This is a genomic window from Pseudomonas sp. RT6P73 (assembly GCF_054897715.1).
In genome coordinates this window covers 2,118,419-2,133,354 of sequence record NZ_JBUBUV010000002.1, presented here as the reverse complement: position 1 = coordinate 2,133,354, position 14,936 = coordinate 2,118,419, and the positions used below count along the sequence as shown (strand labels likewise).

Annotated in this window: 15 protein-coding genes; 11 read left to right on the top strand and 4 right to left on the bottom strand. The window is 59.4% G+C overall.

All coding sequences use genetic code 11. The annotated features are described in order from the left end of the window. Positions 1 to 147: 147 nt before the first annotated feature. The 7 genes from ACYZT6_RS10475 to ACYZT6_RS10445 are packed head-to-tail and all read left to right on the top strand — an operon-like array spanning position 148 to position 6,493. Positions 148 to 825: a thermostable hemolysin gene (locus ACYZT6_RS10475; RefSeq protein ID WP_462026823.1), complete on the top strand. Its 678-nt coding sequence runs from the start codon at positions 148 to 150 to the stop codon at positions 823 to 825. Next, positions 815 to 2,296, top strand: coding sequence for an AMP-binding protein (locus ACYZT6_RS10470; protein ID WP_462026822.1), 1,482 nt, complete (start codon positions 815 to 817; stop codon positions 2,294 to 2,296). Before ACYZT6_RS10475 ends, ACYZT6_RS10470 begins: the two co-directional genes overlap by 11 nt. Continuing rightward, positions 2,293 to 2,967: a TenA family transcriptional regulator gene (locus tag ACYZT6_RS10465; RefSeq protein ID WP_462026821.1), complete on the top strand. Its 675-nt coding sequence runs from the start codon at positions 2,293 to 2,295 to the stop codon at positions 2,965 to 2,967. Before ACYZT6_RS10470 ends, ACYZT6_RS10465 begins: the two co-directional genes overlap by 4 nt. Next, positions 2,954 to 3,763, top strand: coding sequence for an SDR family oxidoreductase (locus ACYZT6_RS10460; RefSeq protein ID WP_462026820.1), 810 nt, complete (start codon positions 2,954 to 2,956; stop codon positions 3,761 to 3,763). The genes ACYZT6_RS10465 and ACYZT6_RS10460 overlap by 14 nt, the downstream gene beginning before the upstream one ends. After that, positions 3,760 to 4,404 (top strand): tetratricopeptide repeat protein, encoded by a 645-nt coding sequence (locus ACYZT6_RS10455; RefSeq protein ID WP_462026819.1) that lies wholly within the window; start codon positions 3,760 to 3,762, stop codon positions 4,402 to 4,404. The genes ACYZT6_RS10460 and ACYZT6_RS10455 overlap by 4 nt, the downstream gene beginning before the upstream one ends. Positions 4,405 to 4,415: 11 nt before the next feature. Continuing rightward, on the top strand, positions 4,416 to 5,078 hold the full coding sequence (locus tag ACYZT6_RS10450; protein ID WP_462026818.1) for a response regulator: 663 nt from the start codon (positions 4,416 to 4,418) through the stop codon (positions 5,076 to 5,078). Continuing rightward, on the top strand, positions 5,075 to 6,493 hold the full coding sequence (locus ACYZT6_RS10445) for an ATP-binding protein (protein WP_462026817.1): 1,419 nt from the start codon (positions 5,075 to 5,077) through the stop codon (positions 6,491 to 6,493). The genes ACYZT6_RS10450 and ACYZT6_RS10445 overlap by 4 nt, the downstream gene beginning before the upstream one ends. Before the next feature lie 48 nt (positions 6,494 to 6,541). Here the strand turns inward: ACYZT6_RS10445 and ACYZT6_RS10440 are convergent, their stop codons facing one another. From ACYZT6_RS10440 to ACYZT6_RS10430, 3 genes are all read right to left on the bottom strand, one after another. Next, the gene (locus ACYZT6_RS10440) at positions 6,542 to 6,937 is read right to left on the bottom strand and encodes a hypothetical protein (protein ID WP_462026816.1); all 396 of its coding nucleotides are present in this window, start codon (positions 6,935 to 6,937) and stop codon (positions 6,542 to 6,544) included. 63 nt (positions 6,938 to 7,000) lie between these two features. Beyond that, positions 7,001 to 7,399, bottom strand: coding sequence for a hypothetical protein (locus tag ACYZT6_RS10435; protein WP_462026815.1), 399 nt, complete (start codon positions 7,397 to 7,399; stop codon positions 7,001 to 7,003). A gap of 478 nt (positions 7,400 to 7,877) precedes the next feature. Continuing rightward, positions 7,878 to 8,093, bottom strand: a complete 216-nt coding sequence (locus ACYZT6_RS10430; RefSeq protein WP_462026814.1) for a DUF4287 domain-containing protein — start codon at positions 8,091 to 8,093, stop codon at positions 7,878 to 7,880. A 226-nt stretch (positions 8,094 to 8,319) separates the two neighbouring features. On the opposite strand from ACYZT6_RS10430, the gene ACYZT6_RS10425 reads away from it, so the two are divergent. Further along, entirely contained in the window at positions 8,320 to 8,718 is a 399-nt protein-coding gene (locus ACYZT6_RS10425; protein ID WP_462029925.1) for a carbohydrate-binding module family 20 domain-containing protein, read from the top strand. A 220-nt stretch (positions 8,719 to 8,938) separates the two neighbouring features. Here ACYZT6_RS10425 and ACYZT6_RS10420 read toward each other — a convergent pair whose 3' ends face one another. Further along, positions 8,939 to 9,823 carry a LysR family transcriptional regulator gene (locus ACYZT6_RS10420; protein ID WP_462026813.1) on the bottom strand — a complete coding sequence of 295 codons (885 nt, stop codon included), beginning with the start codon at positions 9,821 to 9,823 and terminating at the stop codon, positions 8,939 to 8,941. 133 nt (positions 9,824 to 9,956) lie between these two features. On the opposite strand from ACYZT6_RS10420, the gene ACYZT6_RS10415 reads away from it, so the two are divergent. The 3 genes from ACYZT6_RS10415 to lldD all read left to right on the top strand — a co-directional run bounded on the left by ACYZT6_RS10415 (position 9,957) and on the right by lldD (position 14,805). Next, a complete protein-coding gene (locus ACYZT6_RS10415) occupies positions 9,957 to 11,603 on the top strand; it encodes a GMC family oxidoreductase (protein ID WP_462026812.1) in 1,647 nt (548 codons plus the stop codon). Positions 11,604 to 11,794: 191 nt separating this feature from the next. Next, positions 11,795 to 13,417: an MFS transporter gene (locus ACYZT6_RS10410; RefSeq protein ID WP_462026811.1), complete on the top strand. Its 1,623-nt coding sequence runs from the start codon at positions 11,795 to 11,797 to the stop codon at positions 13,415 to 13,417. Positions 13,418 to 13,656: 239 nt separating this feature from the next. Beyond that, complete coding sequence (gene lldD / locus ACYZT6_RS10405; RefSeq protein WP_462026810.1) at positions 13,657 to 14,805, top strand: FMN-dependent L-lactate dehydrogenase LldD; 1,149 nt, start codon at positions 13,657 to 13,659, stop codon at positions 14,803 to 14,805. Positions 14,806 to 14,936: the final 131 nt, after the last annotated feature.

The window sequence follows — 14,936 nt, the reverse complement described above, 5'->3', positions numbered from 1 at the left end:
TGTGTCACCGCACCGACGGGCCACACCCTGCCCGCCCAGTCTTAAGGCAATCTGAAGACAGCGGCAGATGATCTTTTTCCCACCTTCAGACTCCGTTAAGAAATGCCTCCGATACTCCTCCCACACTGACCCGGGAGGCGTCTTCCAATGCCCGATTTTGAATGGAGTATTCCTCTACCCCTGCGCTTCGGCCAGGCCGAAACCCCGCCGATGAGTCTGGCCAGAGCGTTGCCGGACGACGTCGAGCGTCCTGTCTTCGAAGACTTTATCCAGCAACGTTTTCGTAAGGCCCACGGTGCCGATATTCGACATTTCATGCCGGAGCTGTTCGGCATGAGCGATGCAGCAGGCACGCTCAGCGCAGTGGCCGGTGTGCGCCTGGCCAACGCCGAATCGTTGTTTCTGGAACGTTATCTGGACGAGTCGATCGAGCCGCTGATCAGCGCGGCGGCCGACCGCCCGGTGGATCGCGCCGGCATCGTCGAGGTCGGCAACCTGGCCGCCAGCGACACCGGCAGCGCGCGGATGAGCATCATCGCCATCACCTACTTGCTGGCCATGGGCGGTCTGGAATGGGTGGCGTTCACCGGCAACATCGGGCTGGTCAACAGCTTTCATCGCTTGGGCTTGAAACCGGTGACGCTGTGCGCGGCCGATCCCGAGCGGCTGGGTGATGAGCGTCAGCACTGGGGCAGTTATTACGAGAGCAAGCCCTGGGTTCATGTCGGCAACATCCGCGCCGGTTTCATTCATTTGCGCAATATCGGGATGTTCAATCGCCTGGGGTTGCCGACGTCCCTTGAGGAATCCAGCCATGTCGCCTGAAACCGAGCGTTTCAAACAGACGCTGCGCAGCCATGCCCAGCGCAAGACCCACGCCATCGCGTTGTGGGGTGATCAGCTGAAAGTGGATTACGCCACGCTGTACGCCGAAGTGGTGTATCGCCAGCAACGGCTGCGCGATGAGCAGGTCAAGGTGATCGCACTGGCGTTGGACAATGGCGTCGAAGCCATGCTCTGGGACCTGGCGGCGCTGTTCGAAGGCTTGACGTGCCTGACGTTGCCGCCCTTTTTCAGCCCGGCTCAGCGTGCCCATTGCCTGGAGCAGAGCCAGGCGGAACGGGTGATTGCAGAATCTGGACTGGATGATGAACTGGAAATGGCCGGGTACGAGAAAACCGGTGAGTTTTGGCGCCGCACGTTCAGCGGCCCGAACCGGATGCCGGAAGGCACCGCCAAACTGACCTTCACTTCCGGCACCACGGGGACGCCCAAAGGCGTGTGCCTTAGCGCCGAGAGTCTGTTAACGGTCGCTCGCGAACTGGATCAGGCCAGCAAACCCACCGATCCGCAGCATCACCTAGCCCTGTTACCCCTGGCGATTTTGCTGGAAAACCTCGGTTGCTATGCCGCGTTGTATGCCGGTGCGACGTTGAGTTTGCCCAGTCAGAAAAATCTCGGAATTCAGGGGGCCAGCGGTGTTGATGTGCCACGGTTGCTCGGTTGCCTGGCGACCCGGGCGCCCGAGAGTCTGATTCTGGTGCCGCAGTTGTTGCTGATGCTGGTCAGCGCCGCCGAGCAGAAAGCCTTCAACCCCTACTCTTTGCGTTTTGCTGCGGTGGGCGGCGCGCGGGTTTCCGAGGAATTGCTGCATCGTGCGCAACGGTTCGGCATACCCGTTTACGAAGGTTATGGGCTGTCGGAGTGCGCCTCGGTGGTGTGCCTGAATCGGCCCGAAGCACGCCGCCCCGGCAGTGTCGGCCGGCCCCTGCCCCACGTAGAGATTCGCTTGGCGGAGGACGGCGAAGTGCTGGTCAAGGGTTCGACTTTGCTCGGTTACCTAGGAGACGCGTCGCACACCGAAGAATGGTGGCCGACCGGCGATCTCGGCGCGTTTGACGCCGATGGTTTTCTCTACCTCAAGGGGCGCAAGAAGCATCAATTCGTCACCAGTTTCGGGCGCAACGTCAACCCGGAGTGGGTCGAGGCCGAGTTGACCCAACGCCGCCATATCGCCCAGGCCTTCGTCTACGGCGAAGCCATGCCGCACAACCACGCGCTGCTCTGGCCCCATCGCCCGGAGTGCACCGACGGCGAACTGGCCGCTGCCGTCGCACAGGCCAACGAGGCCTTGCCCGGTTATGCCCAAGTCCATCACTGGACCCGTCTCGATCAACCCTTCTCCACCGCCAATGGCCTGCTCACCGCCAATGGCCGACCGCGCCGTGACGCCATCGTCGAGCGTTACCGGTCGCAACTGACCGAATCTGTACTTTCCGAGGAATCCGCATCATGAGTTTTTTCGACACGCTGCAAGAAGCCACGCAACACGAACGCCATGAATTGTTCAATCTGCCGATCATTCGCGATGCGCTTGAGGGCAAGGTCAGTCTGGAAAGCTATCGGGCTTTTCTGGCGCAGGCTTATTACCACGTGCGCCACACCGTGCCGTTGATGATGGCCTGTGGTGCGCGATTGCCGTCGCGCCTGGAATGGTTGCGTGAAGCGGTCTGCGAGTACATCGAGGACGAATACGGCCACGAACAATGGGTCCTGAATGACATCGAAGCCTGCGGCGGCGACAAGCACGCGGTGCGCGACGGTCGTCCGTCCCTGCCGATCGAATTGATGGTCAGCTTTCTTTACGACCTGATTGCCCGCGACAACCCGGTCGGTCTGTTCGGCATGGTCAATGTGCTGGAAGGCACCAGCATCGCCCTGGCCACCCACGCGGCCGGCAGCATTCGCGAGCGTCTGGACTTGCCGGAAAGCGCCTTCAGTTACCTGAGCTCCCATGGCTCCCTGGACATCGAGCACATGCAGACCTATCGCCGGTTGATGAACACCCTCAACGATCCGGCCGATCAGGCGGCGGTGATTCACGCCTCTAAAGTGGTGTACGCGCTCTACACCGACATGTTCCGCGGTTTGCCGCGCGACGGGGAGACTTTGCATGCAGCTGCATGACGCTCGCGTGGTGCTGACCGGCGCCAGCGGCGGCATCGGCCTGGCGATCACCACCGCCCTGTGTGCCAGTGGTGCCCGGGTGCTGGCGGTGGCTCGGCATCAGGAACCGCTGATGCCTTTGCTTCAGCGCTATCCGCAACACCTGTGCTGGGTCGGTGCGGACCTGACCATGCTGTCCGACCGGCGCAAGGTGCTGATCGCAGCCGAAGCGATGGGCGGGGTCAACCTGCTGATCAACGCCGCCGGGGTCAATCACTTCGCGATGCTCGAACAGCTGGAGGACAGCGACGTCCACGCGATGCTGGCGGTGAACATCAGCGCGCCGATCTGCCTGACCAAAACCCTGCTGCCGCTGCTCAAGCAAGCCGAGAGCGCGATGGTGGTGAACGTCGGCTCGACTTACGGTTCGATCGGCTACCCCGGATACGCCAGTTATTGCGCCACCAAGTTTGCCTTGCGCGGGTTTTCCGAGGCGCTGCGCCGGGAACTGGCGGACACCCGGGTCAGCGTGCTCTATGTCGCCCCGCGCGCCACCCGCACCAGCATGAACAGCCCGGCGGCGCAGGCGTTGAACGATGCGCTCAAGGCTAACGTCGATGATCCGCAAACCGTCGCCGCCGCCGTGATTCATGCAATTGCCGGTGACCGCCGCGACTTGTACCTGGGCTGGCCGGAGCGTTTTTTCGTGCGCCTCAATAGCCTGCTGCCCAATCTGGTGGACCGCGGCTTGCGCAAGCAATTGCCGCTGATCCGTCGCCTGAGTCAGAAGCCCGACAACGAGAACCTCAAACCATGAAAAAAATCATCGCTTGCCTGCTGCTGGGGGCTCTGAGCCAAAGCGCCTGGGCGCTGGAGCCCGCCGACCAGCAACGCCTCAAGGACATCCAGCAAAGCTGGGCGCACATTCAATACGAAGTGCCGGAAGCGCAACGCACCGCGGCCTTCGAGAAGCTGGCGGCCCAGGCATCCGCGTTCACCCAGGAACGCCAATCGGTGGCGGAAGCGTGGATCTGGTCCGGCATCGTCACTAGCAGTTGGGCCGGTGCGCAGGGTGGCCTCGGTGCATTGAGCAAGGTCAAGGCGGCGAAAGCCAATCTGGAGAAAGCCATGACGCTGGACCCCAAAGCCCTGCAAGGCTCGGCCTATACCAGCCTCGGCGCGTTGTATGACCGCGTCCCCGGCTGGCCGATCGGTTTCGGTGACTCGGACAAAGCCGAACAGCTGCTCAAGCAGGCCTTGCAACTCAACCCAAACGGCATCGATAGTCTGTACTTCTGGGGCGATCACCTCTACCGTCAAAAACGTTACAGCGAAGCGCGCGGCGCGTTGCAAAAAGCCCTGCAAGCCGCCCCAAGGCCAGGCCGGGAAACCGCCGACGCCGGGCGGCGCAAGGAGATCGAAGCGTTGCTGGTGGACGTGAACAAGAAACTCGACTGACAGGAGTTCGTGTGCGCTTATTACTGATCGAGGACGACGTGGCCCTTGGCGAGGGCATCCATCAAGCCCTGGGCCGCGAAGGCTACACCGTCGATTGGCTGCAGGACGGCACCAGCGCCTTGCATGCGCTACTCAGTGAAACCTTCGACCTGGCGGTGCTCGACCTCGGCCTGCCGCGCATGGACGGGCTGGAAGTGCTGCGGCGCTTGCGGGACAGCGGTTCCAACCTGCCAGTGCTGATCCTCACCGCGCGGGACGCGACCGAAGACCGCATTGCCGGGCTGGATGCCGGGGCCGACGATTACCTGATCAAGCCGTTTGATCTGGCTGAATTGAAGGCTCGCCTGCGGGCGTTGTTGCGGCGCAGTGCCGGCCGCGCCCAGGTGCTGATCGAACACGCCGGCATCAGCCTGAACCCTGGTACGCAGCAAGTCAGTTATCAGGGCGAACCGGTGGCGCTGACGCCCAAGGAATATCAGTTGCTCCACGAATTGCTCTCGCCGCCGGGCCGGGTCATTACCCGCGATCACTTGATGCAGTTGCTGTATGGCTGGAACGAGGAAGCCGAAAGCAACACCCTGGAAGTGCACATTCATCACCTGCGCAAAAAATTCTCCACCGACCTGATCCGCACCATTCGCGGTGTCGGTTATCTGGTGGAGGAACGTCGATGACGTCGATCCGGCGCCGCACCCTCACGCTGATCATTGGCCTGATGCTGGTGGGTGTGGCGGTGATCAGCCTGTTCAACCTGCACGACAGCAATCACGAAATCGCCGAAGTCTACGATGCTCAACTCGCGCAAAACGCGCGGCTGTTGCAGGGCGTGATGCGCATGCCGATGGCCAGCAAGGAACACGCCGATCTGTTTCAGGCCTTCAACAAGGCGCTTGGCGAAGCGGAACCCAAGGTTGACGGCCATCCCTACGAATCCAAATTGGCTTTTCAGGTCTGGAACCGCACCGGCGAAGTGCTGGTGCACACGGCCAGCGCACCCTCCTTCAACGCGCCGCCGACCAAACCCGGCTTCAGCGACGTGGTGGACCTGAACAACCGCCACTGGCGTGCGTTCCTGCTGGAAGACAAACAGAACGACCTGAGAATCTGGGTGGGCGAACGGGACGACGTGCGCTCGGACCTGGTGGACCGGATCGTGCGGCATACCTTGTGGCCCAACGTGCTGGGCAGCCTGATTCTGGCGGCGATGATCTGGATGGCCATCGGCTGGGGCCTCAAGCCGCTGGAAGACATGGCGGCGACCTTGCGCGCACGCCACAGCGGTTCGCTGGAGCCGCTGCAACTGACCCCTTTGCCCAGTGAGCTGGAGCCGATGCAAGCGGCGCTCAATCGCATGCTCGCGCAGATTCAGGAAGTGCTGGGCCGCGAACGGCGCTTCATCGCCGACGCCGCCCACGAAATGCGCACTCCCCTGGCGGTGCTGCGTGTGCATGCGCAAAATCTGCTGGAGGCTGGTACTGAACAGGAGCGTCGTGAATCCCTGGAATTTCTGATCGCTGGCGTCGACCGCACCAGCCGTCTGGTCAATCAACTGCTGACCATGGCCCGCCTCGAACCCAAAGCCACGGCCCCAGTGTTGCACCGCATCGACCTGGCCGAGACCGTGCGCGACAGCCTCGTGCAGCTGACGCCCTGGTTATTGAGTAAAAACCTTGAGCTGGCCTTCGACGTCACTGATCGTCCCTTCGAAGTGGTGGCCGACGCCGCCGCCATCGACATCGCCCTCAACAACCTGATCAGTAACGCAGCAAACTTTTCCCCCGAACACGGCGTTATCACGGTGCAGTTGGGTCAAGCGGACGGGTTCTATTCGCTGAGCGTCGAGGATCAGGGCCCCGGCATCGACGAAGCGGATCGCGGGCGATTGTTCGAACGGTTCTACAGCCGTGGGAATGTTCATGGAGCGGGTCTGGGCCTGACCATCGTCAACACCATCGCGACTCGACTGGGCGGACACATTACGCTGGCCAACCGAGCGGAAGGTGGGTTGCGCGCGACGCTGTCCATTCCCGACAGCCAGCCCCGCGATCCTTTACAACGCACCACGCGAGAGTTGCCGCCGAATGCTTGAGAGACTACGACACGCTCGCGGTGCTCATGACACTGGAGTAAACCACCATCACTGCGGAGTCAGTGTGTAATGATAGTGGACTGCTCCCGTCTCTGGATGTACTAGCCAGTAGTCATCCTTGTCTTTTTTCAGGCGATAACATTCTTTGGGAATCGTGGGCGAAGTGAAACAAATCACTCCATCCTTGACGGTCCAATATTCCGTCTCGGGTTGTTTGCCGGACATTTGGAATATTTCAGTCCCATCCGCGTTGAAACTCAACGAATAGGGCAAACCTGAAGTGCCGACATTATTGAGCTTGTTCCCAACCAAAGTGCTGCGGACTTGTTGATCATCAAGCGCTACTGCTGAAGCTGAAACCGGCTTCACCGTATTGCCTCCAGACGAAGCGCATCCAGACAAGACAAGTGCCAGGAGGATATAACTCCAACGTTCAATATTCATACCACACCTCTACTAATCACCACTCCGCCAGAATTTATAAATCAAAGACAAAAACCTTAGCCTTTATTTAACGGTGAATTTGTTATTGGTTTTGTTACTCACACTATCAACAAACCAGATGTTGGCCCCATCAGTAAGTACTTTATTGCATTCCTTGCCATATTTCTGATAGGTCACACAGATGATGTCCTCCGTAATCACCCATTGACCGGTTTGCATCGACTCAGTGGAAATCTGGATCACTGCCGTCCCGTCAGGGTTTAATGTTTGAGAGAAGGGAAAACCCGTAGACGTCACACTCGAATGCTTGCGACCTATCACCGACGAGTTAATCTCGTTTGCGCTTAGTTGTTTGGCGTTTGCCGGCACGTCAGCGTGAGCATCAGCCGCAGCTTGATGACCAGAAGATGAGCAGCCCGCCATGAATAACATGATCAGTGAGTAAATAATTACCTTATTCATAACCTTTACCTTTGTTATGAGCGCAATGGATCCAACACCTTAATAGTAGCCACACAGAAATCCGTGAATATATTTATTCACGATAAACTTAATCGCGCAAAATCGCCGAAGATGAATCATTTGTGAGACAAGTTTAAGCGATGGGGCATTAGGCGTGCAGTTATTTTTATACCCGACTTGTTCGCTGTAATGGTTGGACGGAGTTATTTGCCAAGGGAAAATATATCCATTTCTTATTTGAAACACGGCCGTTAAACATGTTTGGGCGTACCGACGTCGGGCAAAAAATCCTCGGCTGAATTTGTTGTGTCAGATCGGACGCCATCGCGAGCAAGCTCGCTCCCACAGGGGGCGGTGTCGGCTACAACATTCGCGAACTACGCCGAACCCATGTGGGAGCGAGCTTGCTCGCGATGGCGGTGACACATACAGCACCCATGTCAACGTCATACCACTTTGCGAGCCGTTTACAGTCGCTTCACTTTTTAACACTCGCCAAATAATGCGCAACCAACGCATTGGCATGCCCATGCCCCATACCGTGCTCATCCTTCAGCAACGCCACCATTTCCATATGCTTCTTGCCGCTCACTGTCGCGAGCAGATCCAGCCAATGGTTGATCGGCTGCCCATACTTTTTCTCGATTGACGGAAAGTACGACGCCGGGCCTTTCACTTTTGTCTCTTCGGTCATGCTGCAAGCTCCCTTGTTCGCGACGGAGTGTCGGTGGACGCTCCTTGTCTTCAACCACGAATTGAAGGCCAAGACGGCTATGCAGTCCAGTGGGAACAAGTGCTCGGTTAATAAACAACGATGGAAGCTATCGCGAAGTGCTCTAACGAACTGTCAGTTCTTACAGGTCACTTTCAGTTTGGCCGGGGCTAAGCTGCGCACATTGGAGTAAATTGAGGTGTTCATCATGGTCTGCAATCGATATCTATTGCCGCTGGGCGTCAGCTTGTTGGCGATGCTGCCCATGTTCGGCGATGCCGCAGGCGCCCAGTGGACGTACTTACGACTCGAAGTGAGTTTTCAATGCGATAAAGGCGACACGACGCCGGGCTACAGCGTGTATGTGGTTGGCAACCGTCCAGAGTTAGGGAACTGGAATCTGGCCAACGCCGTAAAGCTCGACCCTACGCCCTACCCGACATGGACCGGCAAGGTACTTTTCCCAGGCGCGGACGACGGCAAAGATGTGGAATGGAAGTGTATCGTGCGCAATGAGACCGTACCGACCGACGTGCAGAAGTGGCAGGGCAATCCCAACAACATCGTTAAGTTGGCTTTCACCGCAAAGAGTGTGGGCACGTTCTAGATGTGAGTGAGTATTGGGAAAATGAATCTGACATTCCCCACCTGTGGCGAGGGAGCTTGTCGGAACGCCGCATCGTCCCGCTGGGTCGCGAAGCGGCCCCCTCTCTCCCGAAAACGCAGGGGACTGCTGCGCAGTCCAGCGGGAGCAAGCTCCCTCGCCACAGGGGTTGTGTTGGTTGCTTCGTTGCTTGGCTGATCGAAGTTTTGTGTTGGGTGCCAGGCTATCCCATCAACAACCCCTGCTCCGCCTCACACAACTCCACCACGTAATCCCACATCACCCGCAGCCTTACCGACTTGTGCAGCTCGCGCCGCGTGCTGATCCAGTAACTGCGCTGAATGCTCTCATCCGCAAACAATGGCACCAGCTCCGGATCGGCACTGGCCATGTAGCACGGCAGCACCGCGATCCCCAACCCCGAGCGCGCCGCTTGTTGTTGGGCGATGACGCTGGTGCTGTGAAAGACCACCTGAGGGTTGCGACAGAAACTGTTGAGGAACATCAGTTCCTGGCTGAACAGCAAGTCATCGACGTAGCCAATCCAGGCATGGCGGCCGAGGTCTTCGCGGCTGTGCAGCGGGGGTGCCTTGTCGAGGTAAGCCTGGCTGGCGTAGAGCGCCAGGCGATAGTCGGTGAGTTTGCGCGTGACGAGCATGTCGGCGGCCGGGCGTTCGAGGTGGATGCTGATTTCGGCTTCGCGGTTGAGGATGCTGACGAAGCGCGGCACGGCCACCAGTTCCACTTCCAATCCGGGGTAGCGCTCGAACAGGCCGTTCATGCGGCTGGCGAGGAACATGATGCCCAACCCTTCGGTCACGCCGACGCGGATCTTGCCCAGTGGCGCCGTGGATTGGGTGATTTCTTCTTGCGCCAGCAACGCGACGTTTTCCATGGCTTCGGCGTGTTTGAGCAGCGCTTCGCCGGCCGGGGTCAGTTCGTAGCCTTGGGCGTGCTGGACAAACAGCGCGGTGCCGAGGCTCTTTTCGACGGCCTCGATGTGCCGGGCGACGGTGGCGTGGGTGGTGTTCAAACGGCGGGCGGCGGTGAGCAAACGCCCGCTGCGCTGCAACTCGAGAAAAAACCGCAGGTCATTCCAGTCGAACATGAGTCGTCCTTGGGTCTACGCTGGGTGAGGCGCTGTCTGAAAACGCACAGCGGCTGCGCAAAAACTAACATTCTTTTGACGAAAGCTAACAACTAGGATGACCGACAACAAGAACAACAATACGAGGTCAGGGATGCAGACTTCCCTTGATGAATTCGACTACATCGTGGTCGGCGCCGGGCCGGCCGGTTGTTTGCTGGCCAATCGGCTGTCCGCCGACCCGCAACACCGCGTATTGCTGCTCGAAGCCGGCGGCCGCGATAACTATGCGTGGATTCACATCCCCGTGGGTTACCTGTTCTGCATCGGCAACCCGCGCACCGACTGGTGCTTCAAGACCGAAGCGCAACCCGGCCTGCAAGGTCGCGCCCTGAGTTACCCGCGCGGCAAAGTGCTGGGCGGCTGCTCCTCGATCAACGGCATGATCTACATGCGTGGCCAGGCCGGCGACTATGACGGTTGGGCCGCTGACGGCAATCCCGGCTGGAGCTGGAACGACGTCCTGCCGCTGTTCAAGAAAAGTGAAAACCACTTTGCCGGCGATTCGGAATTTCACGGCGCCGCCGGGGAATGGCGGATCGAGCGTCAGCGGCTGTCGTGGCCGATTCTGGATGCGTTCCGCAGCGCCGCCGAACAAGCCGGCATTGCCAGCATCGATGACTTCAACCAGGGCGATAACGAAGGCTGCGGCTACTTTCAGGTCAATCAGAAGGCCGGGATTCGCTGGAACGCGGCCAAGGCGTTTCTTAAACCGATCCGCAACCGCGCCAATCTCACCGTGCTGACCGACGTCGAAGTCGATCGCGTGCTGCTGGAAAATGGCCGCGCATCGTCGGTCAGTACGCGTTATCAAGGTCAGGCGAAAACCTTCAAGGCACGCAAGGAAATCGTGTTGTGCGCAGGCTCCGTCGGTTCGCCGAGCATCCTGCAACGCTCCGGCATCGGCCCTCGCCCGCTGCTTGAAAAACTGGGGATCGGCGTGGCCCATGAGCTGCCCGGCGTTGGCGGTAATCTGCAGGATCACCTGCAATTGCGGCTGATCTACAAACTGGAAAACGCGCGCACCCTGAACCAGATCGCCGGCAGCGTGTGGGGCAAGATGGGCATGGGCCTGCGTTATTTGTATGACCGCAGCGGCCCGCTGTCGATGGCGCCGAGTCAGCTCGGGGCGTTTGCCCGGTCGGGGCCGGAGCAGACCTCGGCCAATCTTGAATACCACGTGCAACCGTTGTCGCTGGAGCGTTTTGGCGAACCGTTGCACGCCTTCCCCGCGTTTACCGCGTCGGTTTGCGATTTAAGGCCGCAGAGTCGGGGGCGCGTGGAGATTCGTTCCGCTGATCTGCAGGAAGCGCCGTTGATTCAGCCTAATTATTTGAGCCATCCTGAGGATTTGCGGGTCGCCGCCGATGCCATTCGCCTGACCCGGCGCATCGTCGCCGCCCCGGCCCTGCAAGCGTTCAAACCGGTCGAGTACTTGCCCGGTGACAGCTTGCAGACTGAAGAAGAATTGCACGAAGCCGCTGCGCGGATTGGCACGACGATTTTCCATCCGGTGGGGACCTGTCGGATGGGCAATGATGTGAATGCGGTGGTGGATGCCGAGTTGTGTGTTCACGGGATTCCCGGCTTGCGCGTTGCTGATGCGTCGATCATGCCGCGGATTACATCGGGCAATACCTGTTCGCCTACGCTGATGATTGCCGAAAAAGCTGCACAGCTGATCCTCAACCCCGGCGCAGGGAGCCTCACCTCGGAGAAGGAACTGCTGACTAACGCCTGAATCACACCCGTAGGAGCGAGGCTTGCCCGCGAAGAACGATGACGCGGTGTATCAGGTCTGACGCCTTCGCGAGCAAGCTTCGCTCCTACAAAATTTGATATTCACCCCGCTTTATGGAATACGCGGCACCCGCCCACAAGGCCGGCGCTGACAGTGGAACAACAAAAACAATCACTGTGAGGGATACCGATATGTCAGAACATGTTCAGCCGCTGGATGCCGCGCGCAGCGTCGACACCAGCCCAGACACCCGCAAAGTCATCTTCGCGTCGTCACTCGGGACGGTTTTCGAGTGGTACGACTTTTTCCTCTACGGCGCCCTCGCGGCGGTGATCAGCAAACAGTTTTTCGCCGGGGTGAACGACACCACGGCGTTTATCTTTGCGCTGATGGCCTTCGCCGCCGGTTTCATCGTCAGGCCATTCGGCGCGTTGGTGTTCGGACGGCTGGGGGACATGATCGGGCGTAAATACACGTTCCTCGCGACCATTATCCTCATGGGCGTGGCGACCTTCTGTGTGGGATTACTGCCTACCTATTCAAGCATCGGCATCGCCGCGCCAATCATCCTCGTGGTGCTGCGCATGCTGCAGGGCCTGGCCCTGGGCGGCGAGTACGGCGGTGCCGCGACTTACGTCGCCGAACACGCGCCGATGGGTAAACGCGGTTTCCACACCAGCTGGATTCAGTCCACCGCGACCCTCGGCCTATTGCTGTCGCTGCTGGTGGTGCTCGGTTGCCGCTACTTCACCGGTGATCAGTTTGAAGTCTGGGGCTGGCGGATTCCGTTTCTGTTTTCCATCGTTCTGCTGGGCATCTCGACCTGGATTCGCCTGAGCCTGCACGAGTCGCCGGCCTTCGTGAAAATGAAAGAGGAAGGCAAGCTCTGCAAGTCGCCGCTGCGCGATTCCTTCGGTAAATGGGAAAACCTCAAAGTCGTACTGATCGCCCTGTTCAGCATCAACGCCGGGCAAGCGGTGACCTTCTATGCGGCGCAGTTCTACGTGCTGTTTTTCCTCACCCAGTTCCTGAAAATGGACCCTGCCCTGGCCAACAGTCTGCTGATTGTCAGCGTGATTATCGGCGCGCCGTTCTTCATCTTTTTTGGCTGGCTGTCGGACAAGGTCGGGCGCAAACCGGTGCTGATGCTCGGCTTGCTGCTGGCCACCGCACTGTACTTCCCGATCTTCAAATCCATCGCCCACTACGCCAACCCGGCCATCGACCAGGCCAGCCGTCAGGCACCGATCACCGTGCTGGCGGACCCGGCCACCTGCACGTTCCAGTTCGACCCGGTGGGCAAGGCGAAATTCGACAGCCCGTGCGACAAGGTCAAAACCTTCCTGGTGAAACAGGGCCTGCCTTACAAAAGCGAAGCGGCCCCGGCCGGTAGCGCCGTGCAGGTCAGCGTCGGCGACGTGAAACTGGATGGCTTCGACGAAGCGGCCCTGCGCGGTGCGGTGACCCTGGCGGGCTATCCGTCACAAGCCGATACGCAACAGGTCAACAAGACCATGATCGTGGCGCTGATGGTGGTGCTGATCATCATTTCCGCCATGTGCTACGGCCCGCTGGCGGCGCTGATGGTCGAACTGTTCCCGACCCGCATCCGCTACACCTCGATGTCCCTGCCGTACCACATTGGCAACGGCTGGTTCGGCGGGTTCCTGCCGACGGTGTCGTTTGCGTTGGTGGTGTATACCGGGGACATCTTCTACGGGCTGTGGTACCCGGTGGTGATTACCGCGGTGAGTCTGGTGGTGGGGATGATCTGTCTGCGTGAGACGAAAAACGTGGATTTGGATACCAACTGATAGCGACCGCAAAATAACGCCCCGCGCTGCGGTGATACTGTTCACTTAAGCCCGGGGCGACACATTTGTGGCGAGGGGGCTTGCCCCCGTTCGGCTGCGAAGCAGTCGTAAATCCAGACAACTCATTTTGTATGACAGAACGCTGGGGGCTGCTTCGCAGCCCAACGGGGGTAAACCCCCTCGCCACAGGTTAAGCTCGAAGATCTTTACAGCCCCGACACTCACCCGACCGAGGCCCCATGATCATTTCATCCGCATCCGACTACCGCGAGGCAGCACGTCGCAAACTCCCACGTTTCCTGTTCGATTACATCGATGGCGGGGCTTATGCCGAGCATACGCTGCGGGCCAACAGTGCCGACCTGACGGGCATCAGCCTGCGTCAGCGCATTCTGAAAAACGTCGAAACCCTGAGCCTGCAAACCACCCTCTTCGATCAACCGCTTTCAATGCCCGTGATCTTGGCGCCGGTCGGCCTGACGGGCATGTTCGCCCGCCGAGGTGAAGTGCAGGCGGTCAAAGCGGCGCAAAACAAAGGCATTCCCCTGTGCCTTTCAACGGTGTCGGTGTGTTCGATCGAGGAAGTCGCGGCGCAGAGCCAGCAATCCATCTGGTTTCAGCTGTACGTGCTCAAAGACCGGGGCTTCATGAAAAATGCGCTGGAGCGTGCGAAGGCCGCCGGGGTGAAAAACCTGGTGTTCACCGTCGACATGCCCACACCCGGTGCCCGCTACCGGGATGCGCATTCAGGCATGTCAGGTCCTTTCGCCTCATCGCGGCGAATGCTTCAGGCCATGACCCGACCCGACTGGGCGTTCAACGTCGGCGTCATGGGGCGGCCACACGACTTGGGCAACATTTCGAAGTACTTGGGCAAAGCTGTCACGCTCGAAGACTACATGGGCTGGCTGGCCAATAATTTCGACCCTTCGATCAGCTGGAGCGATCTGGAGTGGATTCGTGATTTCTGGAAAGGCCCGATGATCATCAAAGGCATTCTCGACCCTCAGGATGCCAGGGACGCGGTCAGCTTTGGCGCGGATGGCATTGTGGTGTCGAACCACGGAGGGCGGCAGCTCGACGGCGTACTCTCCACCGCCAAGGCCTTGCCGCCGATCATGCAAGCCATCGGCAATGACCTGACCGTGCTGGTCGACTCGGGCATCCGCTCAGGGCTTGATGTGGTGCGGATGTTGGCAATGGGCGCGAAAGGCGTATTGCTGGGACGATCCATGGCCTATGCACTGGCGGCCGATGGTCAACGCGGGGTGGAGAACATGCTGGATATTTTCGCCAAGGAAATGCGCGTGGCCATGACGCTGACCGGGGTGACTTCGATTGGTCAGATTGATGAATCGACGTTGGTCGAAGCGGTACGAATGGGCTGAACACTGACGCTGAAAACGCCCCTATTCCCTGTAGGAGCTGTCGAGTGAAACGAGGCTGCGATCTTTTGATCTTGTTTTTACAAAAGCAAAGTCAAAAGATCGCAGCCTCGTTTCACTCGACAGCTGCTACA